Genomic DNA, 20,598 nt, shown 5'->3' with positions numbered 1-20,598 from the left:
GTTTTTCATGCGCCAGCTTAACCGTCTTAACCAGTATCAGCGTCTGTGGCACCCCTCCGCCGGCGCAACGCAGCAGGTGACCATCAGTGAACTTGCCAGCCGCTGCTTTTGCAGCGAGCGACATGTACGCACCCTGCTGCGCCAGGCGCAGGAGGCGGGCTGGCTAAGCTGGCACGCCCGCTCCGGACGAGGAAAGCGTGGGGAATTACGCTTTCACGTCACCCCGGATTCGTTGCGTAATACGATGATGGAAGAGGCCCTGAAAAGTGGACAGCAGCACAACGCGCTGGAGCTGGCCCAGCTCGCGCCTGAAGATTTGCGATCGCTGCTGCATCCGTTTATGGGCGGGCAATGGCAGAACGATACGCCGACGCTGCGTATTCCCTACTATCGCTCGCTGGAGCCGCTTCAGCCGGGGTTTCTCCCTGGCCGGGCGGAGCAGCATCTGGCGGGACAGGTATTCTCTGGTTTGACGCGTTTTAATGGTAACAGCAGTGAACCCACGGGCGATCTGGCGCATCACTGGGAAGTCTCTGCTGACGGCCTGCGCTGGCATTTCTACATACGCTCCACCCTGCACTGGCATAACGGCGATAAAATAGAGACGGCACAGCTCAGGCAAAGCCTGACGGCGCTGCTATCGCAGCCCGGCATGGACACGCTTTTCCGCAGCGTCTTACGTATCGAAACCACGCATCCGCAAAGCCTGACGTTTATTCTCCATCAACCTGACTACTGGCTGGCGCACAGGCTGGCAACCTACTGTAGCCGTCTGGCGCATCCTGATTACCCCGTGGTGGGCAGCGGTCCCTTTCGGCTGAGCGTTTTTGAGCCTGAACTGGTGCGTCTGGAAAGCCACGAGCAGTATCACCTTGGTCATCCGTTACTTAAGGCTATCGAGTACTGGATCACGCCCCAGCTTTTTGACTACAGTCTGGGCACCAGCTGTCGCCACCCGGTGCAAATCGCCATTGGCGAGGCCGACGAGCTGACCAGCCTGCGGCTGGTGAGTAACAGCACCAGTCTGGGCTTCTGCTACCTCACGCTGAAACAAAGTCCGCGTCTGAGCGAACTTCAGGCAAAGCGGCTGATTAATATCATTCATCTCTCAACGCTGCTGCACACGCTTCCCCTGAACGAAGGGCTCATCACTCCTACCGAAGAACTGCTTCCCGGCTGGGCGATCCCCCAGTGGACTGATTTAACCGACGTTGTGCTGCCAGAGGCATTGACGCTTGTCTACCACCTGCCGGTTGAGCTTCACACCATGGCCAGCCAGTTAAAAGCATACCTTGCGCGGCAAGGTTGTGAACTGACCGTCATCTTTCACGACGCCAAGACGTGGGACGGTTGCCAGCAGCTTGCCGATGCAGACATCATGATGGGAGACAGACTGATTGGCGAAGCGCCAGCGTATACCCTTGAGCAATGGCTCCGCTGCGATGCGCTCTGGCCGCATCTGCTGAGCGCACCGGCATACGCCCATTTGCAGGCCACGCTGGATGCGGTGCAGACGCAGGCCGACGAACGTGACCGACACGCAGGACTTCAGGCTATCTTCAGCCGATTAATGGAGACAGCCGTCCTGACACCGCTCTTTAACTACCAGTATCAAATCAGCGCGCCTCCGGGGGTCAACGGCATACGCCTTAACACTCGCGGCTGGTTTGACTTCACCGAAGCCTGGCTTCCTCCACCAAACGCGTGAAGAAGCTGGTCGCCGCTTTAGCCAGGCGTTAACATGACGCTTTTACCGTAACTGTCGAGATGATCTATGAAACGTGCCGTCGTCGTGTTCAGCGGAGGACAAGATTCCACAACCTGCCTGATTCAGGCACTTCACCAGTATGATGAAGTGCATTGCGTCACTTTTGATTATGGTCAGCGTCATCGCGCTGAAATCGATGTCGCTCGTGAACTGGCCCTCAAACTGGGCGCCCGCGCTCATAAAGTGCTGGACGTGACGCTGTTAAATGAACTGGCCGTCAGCAGCCTCACCCGCGACAGCATTCCGGTGCCTGATTACGAACCGGATGCCAGCGGCATTCCGAATACCTTCGTACCTGGGCGTAATATTCTCTTCCTGACCCTGACGGCAATCTATGCCTACCAGGTGAAAGCCGAAGCGGTGATCACGGGCGTGTGTGAGACCGACTTCTCTGGCTACCCGGACTGCCGGGATGAATTCGTGAAAGCGCTCAATCACGCCGTGGATCTGGGAATGGCAAAAGAGACCCGCTTCGAAACGCCGCTGATGTGGCTGGATAAAGCCGAAACCTGGGCGCTGGCCGACTACTGGGGCAAGCTGGATGTCGTTCGCAACGAGACCCTGACCTGCTACAACGGCATTAAAGGGGACGGCTGCGGGCAGTGTGCCGCCTGTAACCTGCGCGCGAACGGTCTGAATCATTATCTTGCGGATAAAGCGGGCGTGATGGCCGCGATGCAGAAAAAGACCGGTCTGAAATAAGGGCTAACTGTCCGCGCTGTCGTACAACAGGAGTCGACAGCGCGGGCATTCCTGAATATTACTTATGCGATCATCAGCTCCAGCTTTTCGCGCAACTCCCCTTCCAGCGGCAACGCTTTCTGGGTTTTGAGATCGATACAGACAAAGGTGATCAGCGCATCGGCCACCACCTGCCCTTCTGGCTCAAGCGTGACGACCTGGCTCAATACACCACTTTTGCCATTCAGTTGTTGGACCTCACTGGTCACGGTGAGCACATCCCCAAGCACAGCCGGGCGGCGGTAGTTAATGTTGATGTTGACGACCACAAACGCGATGTTGTGTGCGGTCAGCCACTGGAAGCTTTCGCTGTTCTCCAGGCCATCCCAGCGCGCCTCTTCAAGAAATTCAAGGTAGCGGGCGTTATTGACGTGCTGGTAAACATCGAGGTGATAACCACGGACTTTGATTTGTGTCTGCATAGCGCAATAGCCTTTCGTTGTTATAGGTTCAGAGGTCATAACTGGTATGACCTCTTTATCCTGGCAAATTTTTGCCGCAGTGCAAGTGATTACGCGATTACAGCGTCAGGTGTGCGAGATTGCGCTCAACCAGCGCGCTGCCCATACCCGGCACCTGCTTGAGATCGTCAAGGGTTTTGAAAGGACCGTACTCCTCGCGGTAGCTAACAATGGCCTGGGCTTTTTTAAGTCCCACACCGTTCATCACGCGCGCGAGCTCTTCTGCCGATGCCGAATTGATGCTGACTCGCGTACCGTCATCCTCTGCACTTTTACCGGCATCAGTCGCTTTTGATTGCGTATAAGCCTGCGCAGCTGAGTCTGTTTTGTTCTGTGCAGCCTGCGCTTTAGCCGAGGGCGACGCCGCCAGCGCGCCCGCACTCATCCCGGAAGTGGCAATAGCCAGTGTAATTAACAGTGCTTTGATTCCACATTTCATGCTGTTTTCTCCTTGTTTGTTGACAGCCACGCCACGATAGCCGTACGAGAAAACAGGGACAAACAGCAGATTGCAGAAATGGAAAAGGCCGCGAAAGCGGCCTTTAGTTTTTGCAGAGCGTTACGAAAATCTGCGAGCAGGTACGTAATTATTGCTCCTGGGTCACCACATCACCCAGCTTGATTTTGGCTTCTTTACGCAGGTTGCTCATCATCGCTTCGAAAGCAATCTGGGCATTATTCTGGGTAATTCCCTGAACCATAGCCTTCTTCTGCGCGTCTGGCAGCGTGCCGGCTTTGACTTCATCCAGCGCCAGAATCACCACGTTACCCTGCATATCGGTCGTGGTGCCAAAGACAGGTTTGTCTTTCGCCGGCAGGCTCAGACCAAACGCCGCCTGGCTGACAGGATCCTGACCGGTACGGCTCAGCGTTTTGGCTTCGCCAAAGTTCAGGCCAGCCGCTTTCAGTGCATCGTTCTTACCGGCTTTCAGATCGGCCAGAATTTTCTCTGCATCCAGTTTTGCCTGCTGTGCCGCTTTGTTGTGTTTGACCAGCGCCACCACCTGATCTTTCACTTCCGCCAGGGGCTTCACTGCCTCGGCTTTGTGCTCGCTGACGCGCAGTACGAACGCACGGTCACCGTCAACGGTAATGATGTCTGAGTTGCTGCCCGGCGTACCGTTCTCACCTACCAGACCACCATTGAAAATGGCATCTGAAACCGGTTTGAAGTTCAGTTCTTCCGGCAGATTTTCATGGCTGAACCAGCCCGTCTCAACCGCTTTCACGCCAGCAGCCTGCTCAGCGCCCGCCAGTGATTCGTTGTCGTTGCTTGCGGCATCGCTCACTTTCTGTTGCAGAGCATAGAAGGCGTCCAGCGCTTTCTCCTGCTTCACTTTCGCAGCGATATCATCACGAACGTCAGCCAGCGGCTTGGTTTTCGCCGCCACGACATCGTCCAGACGCGCCACCAGGAAGCCAACGGAGGATTTGATTACACCAGACAGTTGGCCTTTCTCTTTAAGACCCGCATTTTTCAGCTCGTCCGGGGTAGTGGAATCTTCCAGCCAGCCCATATCACCACCGTTTTTGGCAGAAATAATGTCGGTGGATTTTGCTTTCGCCACGGTCGCGAAATCAGCGCCTTTGTTCAGCTCGTCCAGCACGGCTTTTGCTTCTGCTTCCGTTTTGGTCTGGATCACGCTGTAACGGTTACGCTGCGGCTGAGTGAACTGATCCTGATGCTGGTCGTAATAAGACTGGATCTCGGCGTCAGTCGCGTTTTTCTGCATCGCGGCAGCATCCAGCTTGATATAGCTTACGCGGAACTGTTCCGGAGAGATGAAGTTGTTCTTGTTTTGCTCGTAGTAAGCATTAACTTCAGCGTCGCTAACCTGCTGTTTCGCCGCCAGTGCATTGACATCAATCGTCGCTTCACGCACCACGCGTTGCTGCGCTACCAGTGCCGCCAGCGCTTCAGTTTCGCCTTTCAGCATGAAATCGGTGCCCACCACCGCGTTGATCAGCTGTTGCGTGGTCAACTGGTTACGCAGCGCCTGTGCGTACTGGTCAGCCGTCATCCCCATCTGGTTAACAATGCTGTTGTAACGCGCGTTGTCGAACTTCCCATTAGACTGGAAAGCCTGCGTCGAGAAGATGGCTTTTTTAACCTGCTCATCGCTGATGCCCAGACCGAGGCTTTTCGCGTACTGGTCCAGCAGCGCTTCGTCGATAAGGCGGTTCAACGTCTGCTGACGCAGGTTTTTCATATAGCCTTCGTTGGCTGCAAGTTCAGAGTATTGGTCGCCCAGCTGTTGCTGCATGCGGTTACGTTCACCAGCAAAAGCGTTCTCGAACTGCCCACGGCTAATTTCCTGGCCATTCACTTTTGCGGCGTAGTTCGCGCCACCGCCGATGAGGTAACTACTCACACCGGTCAATATGAACGACACGATAATGATACCGAAAATAATCTTGAGCACGAGACTGTTAGCAGCCGTGCGTAAGCTGTCCATCATGGTGTAACAACACTCCGCTGTAGGTGACTGGTTACCTGACGCTGACGGAAAATCCTGACCGTCGCGCGTAAAGGCGTATTGTGACAAGAAAACAGGGCAATTGTCAGCCCACAACTCGCATAAACTCGCACAAATCAGGTCTGGACAAACAAAAAAGGCACATCAAACGATGCGCCCTTGTACTTTTCAGCTTCCCTGGAGCGGGAAAGCAATCAATTTACTGCGTCTTTCAGCGCCTTACCTGCACGGAAACCCGGCACTTTAGCGGCAGCAATGGTGATCTCTTTACCGGTCTGCGGGTTGCGGCCAGTACGGGCAGCACGCTCTTTAACCGCAAAAGTACCGAAGCCTACCAGTGCAACGTCGTCCCCAGCTTGCAGAGATTCAGTAACAGAAGCAATTAAAGCATCTAAAGCACGTCCAGCTGCAGCTTTAGAAATATCAGCACCCGCAGCAATTTTGTCAATCAGTTGAGATTTATTCACTGTTCTCTTCCTCTCTTTATAATTTATATCGCACCTGAATCCTTCACAGCGCGACCGCGCAGCAGTTATATCAGTCCTGCTATGACCTTACAACACCCGTTGTTGATGGCTAACCCAATCAGCAATCTAAATTAGCTATACAAAAAAAGGCTGGCAAGTACGAAATGACTTACCAGCCTTGTTTTTATTAGCGCTCTTTGCGCGAGGTCACTATTTTGCGGTTACAACCTGCATTCCGGACGGTTCATTTTGCAGTGCGAGAGTCAGAACTTCCTCAATGCGTTTCACCGGATGGATCTGCAAATCGGCAATAACGTTGTCCGGAATCTCTTCCAGATCGCGTTTATTCTCGTAAGGAATCAATACGGTTTTGATCCCACCACGGTGTGCCGCCAGCAGTTTTTCTTTTAACCCGCCGATGGGCAGTACCTGACCACGCAGCGTAATTTCACCAGTCATGGCCACATCAGCACGGACCGGGTTCCCCGTCAGGCAGGAAACCAGCGCCGTACACATAGCAATACCCGCGCTTGGGCCATCTTTCGGCGTCGCCCCTTCCGGAACGTGAACGTGAATGTCGCGTTTTTCGTAGAAATCCGGGTTGATACCCAGTTTTTCCGCGCGCGCACGCACCACGGTCAACGCTGCCTGGATGGACTCCTGCATCACTTCACCGAGCGAGCCAGTGTAGGTCAGCTTGCCTTTACCCGGTACACAGGCGGTTTCAATGGTCAGGAGATCGCCACCCACTTCCGTCCACGCCAGTCCAGTCACCTGACCAACGCGGTTTTCGTTGTCCGCACGGCCATAGTCGAAGCGCTGAACGCCGAGGTAAGCATGCAGATTGTCGCCGTTAATCACGATGTGCTTCAGGCTCTTATCCAGCAGCAGCTGCTTAACTGCCTTACGGCACAGTTTAGAGATCTCACGCTCAAGGCTACGCACGCCCGCTTCACGGGTGTAGTAACGAATAATGCCGACAATAGCGCTGTCCTCAACGGTCAGCTCGTTAGCTTTCAGCGCGTTACGCTCAATCTGCTTCGGCAGCAGGTGCTGCTTAGCAATGTTCAGCTTCTCGTCTTCGGTATAACCGGACAGACGGATCACTTCCATACGGTCCAGCAGCGGTGCCGGAATGTTCATGGAATTCGACGTCGCCACGAACATCACATCGCTCAGGTCGTAATCGACTTCCAGGTAGTGATCGCTGAACGCCACGTTCTGCTCTGGATCAAGCACTTCCAGCAGCGCCGACGCCGGATCGCCACGCATGTCCGAAGACATTTTGTCGATCTCGTCGAGGAGGAACAGCGGGTTTTTGACGCCCACTTTCGCCATCTTCTGGATCAGCTTGCCCGGCATAGAACCGATATAGGTACGGCGGTGACCGCGGATTTCCGCTTCATCACGCACGCCGCCCAGCGCCATACGGATGTACTTACGTCCGGTCGCTTTGGCGATGGACTGGCCCAGAGAGGTTTTACCCACCCCTGGAGGCCCTACCAGGCACAAGATTGGACCTTTGATTTTGTTCACCCGGCTCTGTACCGCGAGGTACTCAAGAATGCGGTCTTTCACACGTTCCAGGCCATAGTGGTCGGTATCGAGGATTTCCTGTGCCTGACGCAGGTCTTTTTTGACCTTGCTGCGGGCATTCCATGGAACCTGAACCATCCACTCAATGTAGCCGCGTACAACGGTCGCTTCCGCCGACATCGGAGACATCATTTTCAGCTTCTGCAACTCAGCTTCGGCTTTCTCTTTCGCCTCTTTCGGCATCTTCGCCGCGTCGATCTTACGCTTCAGCGCTTCGTTTTCATCCGGCGCATCGTCCATCTCGCCGAGCTCTTTCTGAATGGCTTTCATTTGCTCGTTCAGATAGTACTCACGCTGCGATTTTTCCATCTGCTTTTTGACGCGGTTGCGAATGCGCTTCTCAACCTGGAGCAGATCGATCTCAGACTCCATCATCGCCATCAGGTATTCCAGACGTTCGTTAACGTCGGACATTTCCAGCACGGACTGTTTGTCAGCCAGCTTCAGCGGCATGTGCGCAGCGATGGTATCCGCCAGACGTGCAGGATCGTCGATGCTGTTCAGCGACGTCAGCACTTCAGGTGGGATTTTCTTGTTCAGCTTGATGTAGCCTTCAAACTGGCTGATCGCGGTGCGTACCAGCACTTCCTGCTCGCGCTCATCAAGTTCCGGTGAATCAAGGTACTCTGCCTTCGCAGAGAAGTGCTCGCCATCGTCTGACAGAGTGGTAATACGCGCGCGCTGTAAGCCTTCCACCAGCACCTTCACGGTGCCGTCTGGCAGCTTCAGCATCTGCAAAATAGAGGCCACGGTCCCGACGGTGAAAAGATCGTTTACACCCGGCTCATCCGTTGATGCTTCCTTCTGCGCAACCAACATGATTTTTTTATCATGATCCATGGCGGCTTCGAGGCAACGGATAGATTTTTCCCGCCCTACAAATAAGGGTATGACCATGTGCGGATAAACCACCACATCGCGCAACGGCAATACGGGGATTTCAATGCGTTCAGAACGCTCAGGATTCATAGAGCTCTCTCTTAGTTTAGTGTCCGCCAGGTAAACTGGTCATGTAACTGTGCTTCACACAACCATTAACATGTAATCCAGTATATGGGGATGTTTCCCATACATTCAACGCCATGAATACGGAAAAAGTAAAGGGGAGATAAAATCCCCCCTTTTTGATTAACTGATTGTATGAAATGGTGAATTATTCGCCAGATGCCTGCTGCGCTTCCGGTTTACCGTAAATCAGTAACGGCTTGGTCTGGCCACCAATGACGGACTCGTCGATCACGACTTTTTCGACATCTTCCATAGAAGGGAGATCGTACATCGTGTCGAGCAATGCTGCTTCCACGATAGAACGCAGGCCACGGGCACCGGTTTTACGCGCCATCGCTTTCTTGGCAATCGCGTCCAGTGCTTCGTCACGGAATTCCAGCTCAACGCCTTCCAGATTAAACAGCGCCTGATACTGCTTGGTCAGCGCGTTTTTCGGCTCTTTCAGGATCTGAATCAGCGCGTCTTCGCTCAGTTCGTTCAGGGTCGCCACAACCGGCAGACGGCCGATAAATTCCGGAATCAAACCAAATTTGATCAGATCTTCCGGTTCAACCTGCGCCAGCAGCTGGCCTTCGTTTGGTTTTTCAGACGTAGCTTTCACCGTTGCGCCAAAACCAATGCCGGAGCCGGTTTCCACACGGTGTGAGATCACTTTATCCAGGCCTGCAAACGCACCACCACAGATAAACAGGATCTTGGAGGTATCAACCTGCAAGAATTCCTGCTGCGGATGTTTACGCCCACCCTGCGGTGGAACAGCCGCAACCGTACCTTCAATCAGCTTCAGGAGCGCCTGCTGCACGCCTTCGCCCGAGACGTCACGGGTGATGGATGGGTTGTCTGATTTACGGGAGATTTTGTCAATCTCATCGATATAGACGATCCCGCGCTGGGCTTTCTGTACGTCGTAATCGCACTTCTGGAGCAGCTTCTGGATAATATTTTCAACGTCTTCGCCCACATAACCGGCTTCGGTCAGGGTGGTGGCATCCGCCATGGTGAACGGAACATCCAGCAGGCGCGCCAGCGTTTCCGCCAGCAACGTTTTACCGGAACCCGTAGGCCCGATCAGCAGAATGTTACTTTTGCCCAGTTCCACGCCATTGCTGGTATCGCCGTTACGCAGACGCTTGTAGTGGTTGTATACCGCCACCGCCAGCACTTTTTTCGCCTGCTCCTGACCAATGACATAGTCGTCCAGGTGGTGGCGAATCTCGTGTGGCGTTGGTAACGCGCTGCGCTCACGGTGCGGCGCGACTTCTTTAATCTCTTCGCGAATGATGTCGTTACATAAATCGACGCATTCGTCGCAGATATACACGGACGGCCCGGCAATCAGTTTACGCACTTCATGCTGGCTTTTGCCGCAAAAAGAGCAGTACAGCAGTTTGCCCGAACCATCTTTGCGTTTATCTGTCATGAGTCCAAACCTCTTTTTAAGTTCTATGTGCCGCACATGACGACGCAAATGCCATACTCAGACGCAAGCTGCTTACAGGCAACGTGCCGCCCTAAATTAGTATAGCGGCACACTCGCGTCGCGGGCATCAATTACGATGGGTCAAAATGGAGTCGACTAAGCCGTACTCAACTGCCTCAGGTGCAGACAGGAAGCGATCGCGCTCGGTATCGCGCTCGATCTGCTCGAGTGGTTGACCCGTATGCTGCGCCATAAGTTCATTCATGCGCGCTTTTACTTTCAGAATTTCTCGGGCGTGGATTTCAATATCCGTCGCCTGGCCCTGGTAACCACCCAGCGGCTGGTGAATCATCACGCGGGAGTTAGGCAGGCAGAAACGCTTACCTTTCGCCCCTGCGGTTAACAGGAAAGCCCCCATGGACGCCGCCTGTCCCATACAGATGGTGCTGACATCCGGCTTGATGAATTGCATGGTGTCATAAATAGACATGCCCGCCGTAATCACACCGCCCGGCGAGTTGATGTACAGGTAAATGTCTTTTTCCGGGTTTTCCGCTTCCAGGAACAGCATCTGCGCCACGATCAGGTTAGCCATATGGTCTTCCACCTGGCCGGTCAGAAAGATAACGCGTTCCTTGAGCAGACGGGAATAGATATCGAAAGATCGCTCACCGCGTGAGGTCTGTTCAATAACCATTGGCACCAGCGCCATATGGGGTGCAAAGTTATCTCGTTCGCCACTGTATGACATTTCCGTCTCCTGGTTCAAAATTGAAAACACCTGCTGTACTGATTGTAACCTTATGGACGGATTATCAGCCAGTCTCAATCATCGTGATTACATACTAATGGGGGTCGCCATGCCCTATTTCAAGCATAACAACGTTTTGTTGTAACGCTAACACTGAAAGGGCGTTTTAGCACCCTTCCAGGACTAAAGCTGTGATAAAAAAAACCCGTCGCCGGAGGGCAACGGGTTTTTTGTTCAAACTTTAAACCGTTGGGGCGAAATTACGCCTGCTGGTTCATCAGTTCGGTGAAAGAGGTCTCTTTTTCGGTTACTTTCGCTTTCGCCAGTACCGCTTCAACAGCCTGCTCTTCCAGTGCAACGTTGCGCATGTTGTCCATCAGCTCTTTGTTCTTACCGTAGAACTCGATCACTTCTGATGGATCTTCGTATGCAGAAGCCATCTCTTCGATCAGGCCTTTCACACGCTCTTCGTCAGCTTTCAGCTCGTGGGTACGAATCACTTCACCCAGCAGCAGGCCAACAACAACGCGACGTTTCGCTTGCTCTTCGAACAGCTCGCGTGGCAGTTCCATCGCTTGCTGCTGGTTGCCACCGAAGCGCTGTGCAGCCTGACGGCGCAGAACGTCGATTTCGCTGTCGATCAGGGCAGCAGGAACGTCGATGTCGTTCGCTTTCACCAGACCTTCAATCGCCTGAGACTTCACACGGTTACGTACAGCGCCGTTCAGCTCGCGCTCCATGTTTTTACGCACTTCAGCACGCAGACCCGCAACAGAACCATCTTCCACGCCGAAACGCTTGATGAATTCTTCAGTCAGTTCTGGCAGTTCGCGCTCTTCAACTTTCTTCAGGTTGATGACGAACTTCGCTGCTTTACCTTTCAGGTTTTCAGCGTGGTATTCTTCAGGGAAGGTCACGTCGATGGTGAACTCTTCGCCTGCTTTGTGGCCTTTGATACCGTCTTCGAAGCCTGGGATCATACGACCCTGACCCATCGCCAGTACGAAATCAGACGCTTTACCGCCTTCGAACTCTTCGCCGTCTACTGAACCGGTGAAGTCGATGGTTACGCGGTCTTCCGCGTCAACAGCGCCTTCTTTCTCTTTCCAGTTCGCCTGCTGCTTACGCAGGGTATCCAGCATGCCGTCAACGTCTTCGTCAGTCACGGAAACGATCGGTTTTTCAACTTCGATTGATTCCAGACCTTTCAGCTCAACTTCCGGGTACACTTCGAACTCTACGGAATAGGTGAAGTCTTCGCCCTGCTTGTATTCACCTGGAACGTAGTTTGGCGCGCCGGCTGGATTGATTTTTTCTTTGATGATCGCGTCGATAAAGTTGCGGCTCATCAGTTCACCCAGCACATCCTGACGCACGGAAGCGCCATAACGCTGAGCAACAACATTCATTGGTACTTTGCCCTTGCGGAAGCCGTCAATACGTACTTTTTTTGCTACGTTGACCAGCTCGCTTTTCACAGCAGTTTCGATGCTGTCAGCAGCGATAGTAATCGTTACACGGCGGCCAAGGCCTTGAGTGGTTTCAACTGAAACTTGCATCTTGTTACCTCAAAAAAATCACAGTGCTCGGTCAACTCTGAATCTGTCTGTTATACCGGGATGCTCTCTTATGTGCAGATTCACATTCCCTGTCGCCAGAATCATCCCGAAGACATTCAATAAGACGCGGCATTATAGCGGCATCACTTAGGTGAGTCGAGAACGGTTGGAGCATGTTGCTGCGGCTTTTTTCACACTTTAAGGCTATTTTTAGCCTTAAAAACGCGCCATCCGCTCAAAACTCAGACAAAACAAAACGGCCCGAAGGCCGTTTTGACGAAATCTGTAAGCAACATACTGGAAAAACTCCGGCGGTTGCAAATCCGATTTATCAGGCGATGGTGCCTGCACCCCGACAAGGCGGTGATGCGAATACCGTATCCTGCAGCCCTTCCCATTCCTTAATGGTGTAGGTATGCAGCGCCAGCGCATGTACGGTTGTGGAGAGTTCTTCCGTCAAGGTGCTGTAGATCAAGCGGTGTCGGTTCAGGAAACGTTCTCCCGTGAAGCGATCGCTGACCAGAACCACTTTGAAGTGGCTTTCAGAACCTGCCGGCACGTTATGACGATAGCTTTCGTCGACAACTTCGAGAAACACAGGGTTGAACGCTGCCCTTAATTTTTCTTCTATCTGTTCACGTATCATCATGAAATCACTCCTCCGACAACGCTAAGATGTCACCCATCCCTTTAAATATTAGCCGCTTTTACCGGTTCCATTACACCGTGACAACAAATATTTAGCTTTCGTCTGATTTTCTCATCCAAACAGATGAAGTTCACTATGAGGTTCATACGTTTTGTCACTTACAGGTAGAGAAAAGCGGAAAGGTGGTCAGTTTTCGGACAAGGCGATGAATTTACATGCGTTGACCACTTCCCCTGGCCGTTGGCGATGTTATGATGGCGGCAATTTTTCTCTCTTTGCTTACGATTCGTTGAGAACCCGAAAATGTTAAAAAAAATCTTCTTTCCGTTGGTAGCACTCTTTATGCTCGCCGGTTGCGCAACCCCGCCGACGACCATTGACGTTTCACCAAAAATTACCCTGCCTCAGCAGGATCCAAGCCTGATGGGCGTGACGGTCAGCATTAATGGCGCCGATCAGCGTCAGGACCAGGCGCTGGCGAAAGTGACTCGCGACAACCAGCAGGTTACGCTGACCGCTTCCCGCGACCTGCGCTTCCTGTTGCAGGAAGTACTGGAAAAACAGATGACCTCCCGTGGCTACATGATTGGCCCAAGCGGCGCGGTTGATCTGCAAATCATCGTGAACAACCTGTACGCTGACGTCTCCCAGGGTAACGTTCGCTACAACATTGCGACCAAAGCCGATATCTCCATCATCGCTACCGCGAAGAACGGCAACAAGATGAACAAAAACTACCGTGCAAGCTATTCCGTTGAAGGCGCATTCCAGGCCTCCAACAAAAATATCGCTAACGCGGTTAACAGCGTGCTGACTGACACCATTGCCGACATGGCACAGGACACCAGCATTCACGACTTCATCAAGCAGAACGCACGTTAATCCTGCTGACTGACCCGGTGCTTCACCGGGTCTGTTCATAAGAACATGTCCAGTCACTACTTACGCATTTTCCAGCAACCGAAATCAGCTATTCTGCTGATCCTGGGTTTCGCCTCCGGTTTACCCCTTGCGCTCACCTCCGGCACGTTACAGGCGTGGATGACGGTTGAGAACATCGATCTTAAAACCATTGGTTTCTTCTCGCTCGTCGGCCAGGCTTACGTCTTTAAGTTCCTGTGGTCGCCAGTGATGGATCGCTATACCCCACCGTTCCTCGGGCGCCGTCGCGGCTGGTTAGTGATGACGCAGGTGCTGCTGTTGCTCGCCATTGCCGCAATGGGTTTCCTTGAACCGTCAACGCAGCTGCGCTGGATGGCCGCGCTTGCGGTGGTCATCGCCTTCTGCTCCGCCTCGCAGGACATTGTTTTTGACGCCTGGAAAACGGACGTCCTGCCAGCGGAAGAGCGTGGCGCCGGTGCGGCAATCAGCGTGCTCGGCTACCGCCTGGGTATGCTGGTTTCCGGCGGACTCGCACTGTGGCTTGCTGACCGCTATCTCGGCTGGCAGGGCATGTACTGGCTGATGGCCGCACTGCTGATCCCCTGCATTATTGCCACTCTGTTCGCGCCTGAACCGAGCGATGTGATCCCGGTTCCACGCTCGCTGGAGCAGGCCGTCGCCGCACCGCTGCGCGACTTCTTTGGTCGCAATAATGCCTGGCTGATCCTGCTGCTTATTGTCCTTTATAAGCTTGGCGACGCTTTCGCCATGAGTCTGACCACTACCTTCCTGATCCGCGGCGTCGGGTTTGATGCGGGCGAGGTCGGCGTGGTGAACAAAACCCTGGGTCTGTTTGCCACGATTGTCGGCGCGCTGTACGGCGGCGTATTGATGCAGCGCCTGACGCTGTTCCGCGCTCTGCTGATATTTGGCATACTTCAGGGCGCATCGAATGCCGGTTACTGGCTGCTGTCGATCACCGACAAGAATATGATCAGTATGGGGACGGCGGTATTCTTTGAGAACCTGTGCGGCGGTATGGGCACTGCGGCATTTGTCGCCCTGCTGATGACGCTGTGCAATAAGTCATTTTCCGCTACCCAGTTTGCGCTGCTCTCTGCCCTTTCCGCCGTCGGGCGCGTATACGTTGGCCCCGTCGCGGGCTGGTTTGTTGAAGCCTACGGTTGGCCGACCTTTTATCTCTTCTCGGTGGTGGCGGCCGTGCCGGGGATTTTATTGCTGCTGGTCTGTCGCCAGACGCTGGAATATACCCAGCGGACGGAACACTTCATGCCGCGCACGGAATATCACGCTGCCTATCGGTTTGCCCTGCGTCTACTAATGGCAGGTTGTTTTGCCCTGGTAGGGTGGCTCACGGTGCTCATCATGAATGCGACTACCGACTTGTCAGTTCCTTTTGAAACCCTTCTGCTTGATGCAGGTGTGTTTCTCGCTCTGGCGGGGATCCTGACGGGTGGGATGCTGGATTTCATGTCATTACGAAAGACGCAGATGACATGAAGTAAAAAGCGAAAGGTTATTTCCCGTTGTAATAACAGCCCGAAATTATAACGGTGAAATAACCGCCATCGACAAAAAAAATATTTGTTGTTTTGTGCGGGATAGCATTCGGAAATTATTGGAGCTTATTTCGCTACGCTATTTTTCATTAAACGATTCAGCATTCGAAACATTGAATTTTCGTTTTTTAGTTGTCTTTTTATTGATAATTAATTGTTAACTAATTGTGTGTTTTTCGCAATGGTTATACCAATTGTCCCTTTTGCGGTATGCTGGGACACCCTTTCGTTATAACGCCCACTCCGTGCGGCTTCCGTCTGGAAACGCGACATAATTTGCAACACTTGTGACATGTGCGGCAGAACCCGGTAACACCTTCCTGACACAGGGCTAATGATGTTTACAGTAATGTAACCTTCCCGTAAAATGCCCCCACACTTTAAACGCCACCAGACTCCCGTGGAATTGAGGTCGTTAAATGAGACTCAGGAAATACAATAAAAGTTTGGGATGGTTGTCATTATTCGCAGGCACTGTATTACTCAGTGGCTGCGATTCTGCACTACTAGACCCCAAAGGACAGATTGGACTGGAACAACGTTCATTGATACTGACGGCTTTTGGCCTGATGTTGATTGTGGTTATTCCTGCCATCTTGATGGCTGTTGGTTTCGCCTGGAAGTATCGTGCGAGCAATAAAGATGCGAAGTATAGCCCTAACTGGTCACACTCCAATAAAGTGGAAGCTGTGGTCTGGACGGTACCTATTCTGATCATCCTGTTCCTTGCTGTACTGACCTGGAAAACCACTCACGCACTTGAGCCGAGCAAACCGCTGGTTCACGATGAAAAACCCATTACCATTGAAGTGGTCTCCATGGACTGGAAATGGTTCTTCATCTATCCAGAACAGGGCATTGCTACCGTGAATGAAATCGCCTTCCCGGCGAACACTCCGGTTCAGTTCAAAGTGACCTCCAACTCCGTAATGAACTCCTTCTTCATCCCACGTCTGGGCAGCCAGATTTACGCGATGGCCGGTATGCAGACTAACCTGCATCTGATTGCGAATGAAGCAGGCACCTACGACGGTATCTCCGCCAGCTATAGTGGCCCGGGCTTCTCGGGTATGAAGTTCAAAGCTATCGCTACGCCAGACCGCGCGACTTTTGACCAGTGGGTTGCAAAAGCGAAGCAGTCTCCAAACACCATGTCTGACATGGCGGCGTTCGAAAAAGTGGCTGCACCTAGCGAATACAACAAGGTGGAGTACTTCTCTAACGTGAAACCGAATCTGTTCAAAGATGTTATTGGCAAATTTATGGATCACGGCATGAGCATGGACATGACCCAGCCTGAAGGCGAGCACAACACGCACCAGGGTATGGAAGGCATGGACATGAGCCACGCGGAAACCGCTCACTAAGGGGCCGAGGAAGAAAATGTTCGGAAAATTGACATTGGATGCGGTGCCGTACCATGAACCCATTATCATGGTTACGATTGCTGCAATTATCATTGGTGGCGCGGCCTTAGTTGGCCTGATCACTTACTTCGGTAAGTGGAGCTACCTGTGGAACGAGTGGCTGACTTCGGTTGACCACAAAAAACTCGGCATCATGTACTGCATCGTCGGTATCGTCATGTTAATTCGTGGCTTTGCGGATGCAATCATGATGCGTAGCCAGCAGGCGCTTGCGTCTGCGGGCGAAGCCGGATTCCTGCCACCGCACCACTACGATCAGATCTTTACCGCTCACGGCGTTATCATGATCTTCTTCGTGGCGATGCCGCTGGTAATCGGTCTGATGAACGTTGTCGTTCCGCTGCAAATCGGCGCGCGCGACGTTGCGTTCCCGTTCCTGAACAACCTGAGCTTCTGGTTCACCGTTGTCGGCGTTATCCTGGTTAACCTGTCACTGGGTGTGGGCGAATTTGCTCAGACCGGCTGGCTGGCCTACCCGCCACTTTCGGGAATTGAGTACAGTCCGGGCGTGGGCGTTGACTACTGGATTTGGGCGCTTCAGCTCTCCGGTGTCGGTACCACCCTGACCGGTATTAACTTCTTCGTGACCATCCTGAAGATGCGTGCACCAGGTATGACGATGTTCAAGATGCCAGTATTTACCTGGGCATCTCTGTGCGCCAACGTCCTGATTATCGCGTCGTTCCCAATTCTGACCGTCACCATCGCGCTGCTGACCCTGGATCGCTATCTGGGTACCCATTTCTTCACGAATGATATGGGTGGCAACATGATGATGTACATCAACCTGATTTGGGCCTGGGGTCACCCGGAAGTGTACATCCTGGTTCTGCCGGTGTTCGGTGTGTTCTCCGAAATCGCGGCAACCTTCTCGCGTAAACGTCTGTTTGGTTACACCTCTCTGGTGTGGGCAACCGTGTGTATTACCGTCCTGTCGTTCATCGTCTGGCTGCACCACTTCTTCACCATGGGTGCGGGCGCCAACGTAAACGCCTTCTTCGGTATTACCACTATGATTATCGCGATCCCGACCGGGGTTAAGATCTTCAACTGGCTGTTCACCATGTACCAGGGCCGTATCCAGTTCCACTCAGCGATGCTGTGGACCATCGGCTTCATCGTGACCTTCTCCGTAGGTGGGATGACCGGCGTGCTGCTGGCGGTTCCAGGCGCTGACTTTGTCCTGCACAACAGTCTGTTCCTGATTGCGCACTTCCATAACGTTATCATCGGCGGCGTCGTCTTCGGCTGCTTCGCAGGTGTGACCTACTGGTGGCCAAAAGCGTTCGGTTTCACCCTGAACGAAAAATGGGGCAAACGCGCCTTCTGGTTCTGGATCATCGGCTTCTTCGTGGCGTTTATGCCGCTGTACGTGCTGGGCTTCATGGGGATGACCCGTCGTCTGAGCCAGCAGATCGATCCGCAGTTCCATCCGATGCTGATGATTGCAGCGGGCGGCGCCGCGCTGATTGCCTGCGGTATCCTGTGCCAGCTGATTCAGTACTACGTGTCTATCCGTGACCGTAACCTGAACCGCGACCTGACCGGTGACCCGTGGGGTGGCCGTACGCTGGAGTGGTCTACCTCTTCTCCACCTCCGTTCTATAACTTTGCCGTAGTGCCGCACATTCATGAGCGTGACGCATTCTGGGAAATGAAAGAAAAAGGTGAAGCGTACAAGCAACCTGAACATTACGAAGAGATCCATATGCCGAAAAACAGCGGTGCGGGCATCGTGATTGCCGCCTTCGCAACGGTATTTGGTTTCGCAATGATCTGGCACATCTGGTGGATGGCGATTGTTGGCTTCGCTGGCATCGTAATCAGCTGGATTGTGAAGAGCTTTGACGAGGACGTGGACTACTACGTACCAGTCCGTGAAGTTGAAAAGCTGGAAAACCAGCATTTTGACGAGATTTCTAAAGCGGGGCTGAAAAATGGCAACTGATACTCTGGCGCACTCGACTGCCCACGCGCATGAACATGCGCACCATGATACAGGACCGACGAAAGTCTTCGGTTTCTGGATCTACCTGATGAGCGACTGCATCCTGTTCTGCTGTCTGTTCGCAACCTATGCCGTTCTGGTGAACGGCACAGCGGGCGGCCCGACCGGTAAGGACATCTTTGAGCTGCCGTTCGTTCTGGTTGAAACCGCACTGCTGTTATTCAGCTCCATCACCTACGGCATGGCGGCTATCGCCATGTACAAAAACAACAAAAGCCAGGTTGTTTCCTGGCTGGCGTTGACCTGGTTGTTTGGTGCTGGCTTTATCGGGATGGAAATCTATGAATTCCATCACCTGATTGCGGAAGGCTTTGGTCCGGATCGCAGTGGCTTCCTGTCAGCGTTCTTCGCGCTGGTCGGCACCCACGGTCTGCACGTGACCTCGGGTCTGATCTGGATGGCAGTGCTGATGTTCCAGATCTCCCGTCGCGGCCTGACCAGTACTAACCGTACCCGTATCATGTGCCTGAGCCTGTTCTGGCACTTCCTGGACGTGGTATGGATCTGTGTGTTCTCTGTTGTCTATCTGATGGGGGCGATGTAATGAGTCATTCTAACGATCATGGCGCTTCCCACGGCAGCGTAAAAACCTACATGACAGGTTTCATCCTGTCGATCATCCTGACGGTGATCCCGTTCTGGATGGTGATGAACGGTTCTGCATCTAAGCCGGTTATCCTGGGCGCAATCCTGGTGACCGCGGTGATTCAGATTCTGGTGCATCTGGTTTGCTTCCTGCACATGAATACCAAGTCCGATGAAGGCTGGAACATGACGGCCTTTATCTTTACCGTGATTATCATCGCTATCCTGGTAGTCGGTTCCATCTGGATTATGTGGAACCTTAACTACAACATGATGGTTCACTAAGAGCGGCGAGTATGTTTAAGCAATACCTGCAAGTCACGAAACCAGGCATCATCTTTGGCAACCTGATCTCCGTAATCGGAGGGTTCCTGCTGGCCTCTAAAGGCAGCATTGATTACACCCTCTTTATTTACACGCTGGTCGGTGTGTCACTGGTGGTTGCGTCCGGTTGTGTATTTAACAACTACATCGACATGGATATCGACAAGAAGATGGAAAGGACCAAAAATCGGGTGCTGGTTAAAGGCCTGATTGCTCCTTCCGTCTCGCTGGTGTACGCCACCTTGCTGGGTATTGCTGGCTTTATGCTGCTGTGGTTTGGTGCTAACCCGCTGGCCTGCTGGCTGGGGGTGATGGGGTTCGTGGTGTATGTAGGCGTCTACAGCCTGTATATGAAACGCCACTCCGTCTACGGCACGCTGATTGGTTCTCTCTCCGGCGCTGCGCCGCCGGTGATTGGCTACTGCGCCGTCACGAACGAGTTCGACAGCGGTGCGCTGATCCTGCTGGCTATCTTTAGCCTGTGGCAGATGCCGCACTCCTACGCCATCGCGATTTTCCGCTTTAAGGATTATCAGGCAGCGAACATTCCGGTTCTGCCGGTCGTGAAAGGCATCTCAGTTGCCAAAAACCACATCACGCTGTACATCATCGCTTTTGCCGTGGCAACGCTGATGCTCTCTCTGGGCGGTTACGCCGGATATAAATATCTGGTGGTGGCCGCTGCGGTGAGCGTCTGGTGGCTCGGCATGGCTCTGCGCGGTTACAAAGTGGAAGATGACAAGGTCTGGGCACGCAAGCTGTTTGTGTTCTCGATTGTCGCCATCACCTCCCTGTCCGTGATGATGTCCGTAGACTTCATGGTGCCAGATTCACAAAGCCTGCTGACGTACGTCTGGTAAGAAGACTGAAGTGAAAACGCCGGGTTTAACCCGGC

General features: G+C 53.2%; 18 protein-coding genes. 9 read left to right on the top strand and 9 right to left on the bottom strand.

Annotation, left to right across the window (positions count from 1 at the left end):
• Nucleotides 1-7: 7 nt before the first annotated feature.
• Entirely contained in the window at nt 8-1,708 is a 1,701-nt protein-coding gene (locus tag INF86_RS04485) for an SgrR family transcriptional regulator (protein ID WP_063150411.1), read from the top strand.
• A 66-nt stretch (nt 1,709-1,774) separates the two neighbouring features.
• Complete coding sequence (gene queC / locus INF86_RS04480; RefSeq protein WP_045142053.1) at nt 1,775-2,470, top strand: 7-cyano-7-deazaguanine synthase QueC; 696 nt, start codon at nt 1,775-1,777, stop codon at nt 2,468-2,470.
• A 62-nt stretch (nt 2,471-2,532) separates the two neighbouring features.
• Here queC and INF86_RS04475 read toward each other — a convergent pair whose 3' ends face one another.
• From INF86_RS04475 to bolA, 9 genes are all read right to left on the bottom strand, one after another.
• A complete protein-coding gene (locus INF86_RS04475) occupies nt 2,533-2,931 on the bottom strand; it encodes a YbgC/FadM family acyl-CoA thioesterase (protein WP_017694410.1) in 399 nt (132 codons plus the stop codon).
• 97 nt (nt 2,932-3,028) lie between these two features.
• Nucleotides 3,029-3,409: a helix-hairpin-helix domain-containing protein gene (locus INF86_RS04470; RefSeq protein WP_063152352.1), complete on the bottom strand. Its 381-nt coding sequence runs from the start codon at nt 3,407-3,409 to the stop codon at nt 3,029-3,031.
• Between the two features lie 148 nt (nt 3,410-3,557).
• Nucleotides 3,558-5,429, bottom strand: coding sequence for a peptidylprolyl isomerase (gene ppiD / locus INF86_RS04465; RefSeq protein ID WP_023299452.1), 1,872 nt, complete (start codon nt 5,427-5,429; stop codon nt 3,558-3,560).
• A 212-nt stretch (nt 5,430-5,641) separates the two neighbouring features.
• Nucleotides 5,642-5,914, bottom strand: coding sequence for a nucleoid-associated protein HU-beta (hupB, locus tag INF86_RS04460; RefSeq protein WP_002444653.1), 273 nt, complete (start codon nt 5,912-5,914; stop codon nt 5,642-5,644).
• Between the two features lie 210 nt (nt 5,915-6,124).
• A complete protein-coding gene (lon, locus tag INF86_RS04455; RefSeq protein ID WP_006809878.1) occupies nt 6,125-8,479 on the bottom strand; it encodes an endopeptidase La in 2,355 nt (784 codons plus the stop codon).
• Nucleotides 8,480-8,663: 184 nt separating this feature from the next.
• A complete protein-coding gene (gene clpX / locus INF86_RS04450) occupies nt 8,664-9,938 on the bottom strand; it encodes an ATP-dependent protease ATP-binding subunit ClpX (RefSeq protein WP_006809879.1) in 1,275 nt (424 codons plus the stop codon).
• A gap of 127 nt (nt 9,939-10,065) precedes the next feature.
• A complete protein-coding gene (gene clpP / locus INF86_RS04445; RefSeq protein WP_006809880.1) occupies nt 10,066-10,689 on the bottom strand; it encodes an ATP-dependent Clp endopeptidase proteolytic subunit ClpP in 624 nt (207 codons plus the stop codon).
• A 260-nt stretch (nt 10,690-10,949) separates the two neighbouring features.
• The gene (gene tig, locus INF86_RS04440) at nt 10,950-12,248 is read right to left on the bottom strand and encodes a trigger factor (RefSeq protein ID WP_006809881.1); all 1,299 of its coding nucleotides are present in this window, start codon (nt 12,246-12,248) and stop codon (nt 10,950-10,952) included.
• Between the two features lie 331 nt (nt 12,249-12,579).
• Complete coding sequence (bolA, locus tag INF86_RS04435; RefSeq protein ID WP_003859051.1) at nt 12,580-12,897, bottom strand: transcriptional regulator BolA; 318 nt, start codon at nt 12,895-12,897, stop codon at nt 12,580-12,582.
• 303 nt (nt 12,898-13,200) lie between these two features.
• Here bolA and INF86_RS04430 point away from each other — a divergent pair, with 303 nt between their 5' ends.
• The 7 genes from INF86_RS04430 (at nt 13,201) to cyoE (ending at nt 20,563) form a co-directional block, all read left to right on the top strand.
• On the top strand, nt 13,201-13,779 hold the full coding sequence (locus INF86_RS04430; RefSeq protein ID WP_022647246.1) for a lipoprotein: 579 nt from the start codon (nt 13,201-13,203) through the stop codon (nt 13,777-13,779).
• 45 nt (nt 13,780-13,824) lie between these two features.
• Nucleotides 13,825-15,300, top strand: a complete 1,476-nt coding sequence (ampG, locus tag INF86_RS04425; RefSeq protein ID WP_058676956.1) for a muropeptide MFS transporter AmpG — start codon at nt 13,825-13,827, stop codon at nt 15,298-15,300.
• A gap of 478 nt (nt 15,301-15,778) precedes the next feature.
• Nucleotides 15,779-16,726 (top strand): cytochrome o ubiquinol oxidase subunit II, encoded by a 948-nt coding sequence (cyoA, locus tag INF86_RS04420; protein WP_006809886.1) that lies wholly within the window; start codon nt 15,779-15,781, stop codon nt 16,724-16,726.
• A gap of 16 nt (nt 16,727-16,742) precedes the next feature.
• Complete coding sequence (gene cyoB / locus INF86_RS04415) at nt 16,743-18,734, top strand: cytochrome o ubiquinol oxidase subunit I (protein ID WP_006809887.1); 1,992 nt, start codon at nt 16,743-16,745, stop codon at nt 18,732-18,734.
• Entirely contained in the window at nt 18,724-19,338 is a 615-nt protein-coding gene (locus INF86_RS04410; RefSeq protein ID WP_022647243.1) for a cytochrome o ubiquinol oxidase subunit III, read from the top strand. Before cyoB ends, INF86_RS04410 begins: the two co-directional genes overlap by 11 nt.
• The gene (locus tag INF86_RS04405) at nt 19,338-19,664 is read left to right on the top strand and encodes a cytochrome o ubiquinol oxidase subunit IV (protein ID WP_006809888.1); all 327 of its coding nucleotides are present in this window, start codon (nt 19,338-19,340) and stop codon (nt 19,662-19,664) included. The genes INF86_RS04410 and INF86_RS04405 overlap by 1 nt, the downstream gene beginning before the upstream one ends.
• An 11-nt stretch (nt 19,665-19,675) precedes the next feature.
• Nucleotides 19,676-20,563, top strand: a complete 888-nt coding sequence (cyoE, locus tag INF86_RS04400) for a heme o synthase (protein ID WP_022647242.1) — start codon at nt 19,676-19,678, stop codon at nt 20,561-20,563.
• The last annotated feature ends 35 nt before the right edge of the window (nt 20,564-20,598 follow it).

Origin of the sequence: Enterobacter cloacae complex sp. I1M (assembly GCF_014982425.1) — a bacterium.
Lineage (GTDB): Bacteria > Pseudomonadota > Gammaproteobacteria > Enterobacterales > Enterobacteriaceae > Enterobacter > Enterobacter intestinihominis.
Note: the sequence above shows the minus strand (reverse complement) of the source record. Positions and strands in the feature narration are given on the sequence as shown.